A 609-nucleotide genomic window follows, 5' to 3' on the forward strand; every position below is an offset into this window, starting at 1 on the left:
GGGAAAAGGCGATGTTCGACACGGCGTCGGATGCGGTTCGCCGCGCCTCCTTCGCGCTGCTCGTGCGCCAGGGAGCGCTGCCGCCGCTGACGGAGGTTCTCCACGCCATGCTGTTCCTGGCGGTGGTGATCGGCGCCTGGCTGGCGCAGGTGAGTTTCCCGCTGATCATTGCCTTCGTCATCCTGCTCTACAGGCTGCAGCCGCATATGCGGGCCCTGCAGGGGTCGTGGAGCCAGCTGCAAGGCCTGAGCGGATCGCTTGAGGAGGTGACTTGGCTGCTGGATCCCACAGGCAAGCCGCAACCGCCGCAAGGGGACGGGCCATTCCACGGCCTGCGCCAGGGCATCAAGTTCGACGATGTGACATTCACCTACTCCGGCACGGACCGGCGCGAGGTGGTGCTGCACGCGGCGACATTCGAGATCCGCGGTGGCCGCTCGACGGCGCTGATCGGCCGCTCGGGCGCCGGCAAGACGACGATCGTCAATCTCCTGTGCCGCTTCGTCGAACCGGACACCGGCAACATCCTCGTCGATGGATCGCCGCTCGACCGGATCGATGCCAGCCAGTGGCGCCGGCACATCGCCCTGGCCAGCCAGGAACTGGAAC

1 protein-coding gene is annotated in these 609 nt (G+C 67.2%); it reads left to right on the top strand.

The genetic code is table 11. The features are described 5' to 3' along the window. Positions 1-609: ABC transporter ATP-binding protein (locus EN994_RS34330; protein ID WP_164746573.1), on the top strand; the 609-nt coding region annotated here is incomplete at both ends.

The organism is Mesorhizobium sp. M7A.F.Ca.CA.002.09.1.1 (assembly GCF_003998555.1).
In the GTDB taxonomy this organism is placed as follows: Bacteria; Pseudomonadota; Alphaproteobacteria; order Rhizobiales; family Rhizobiaceae; genus Mesorhizobium; species Mesorhizobium ciceri.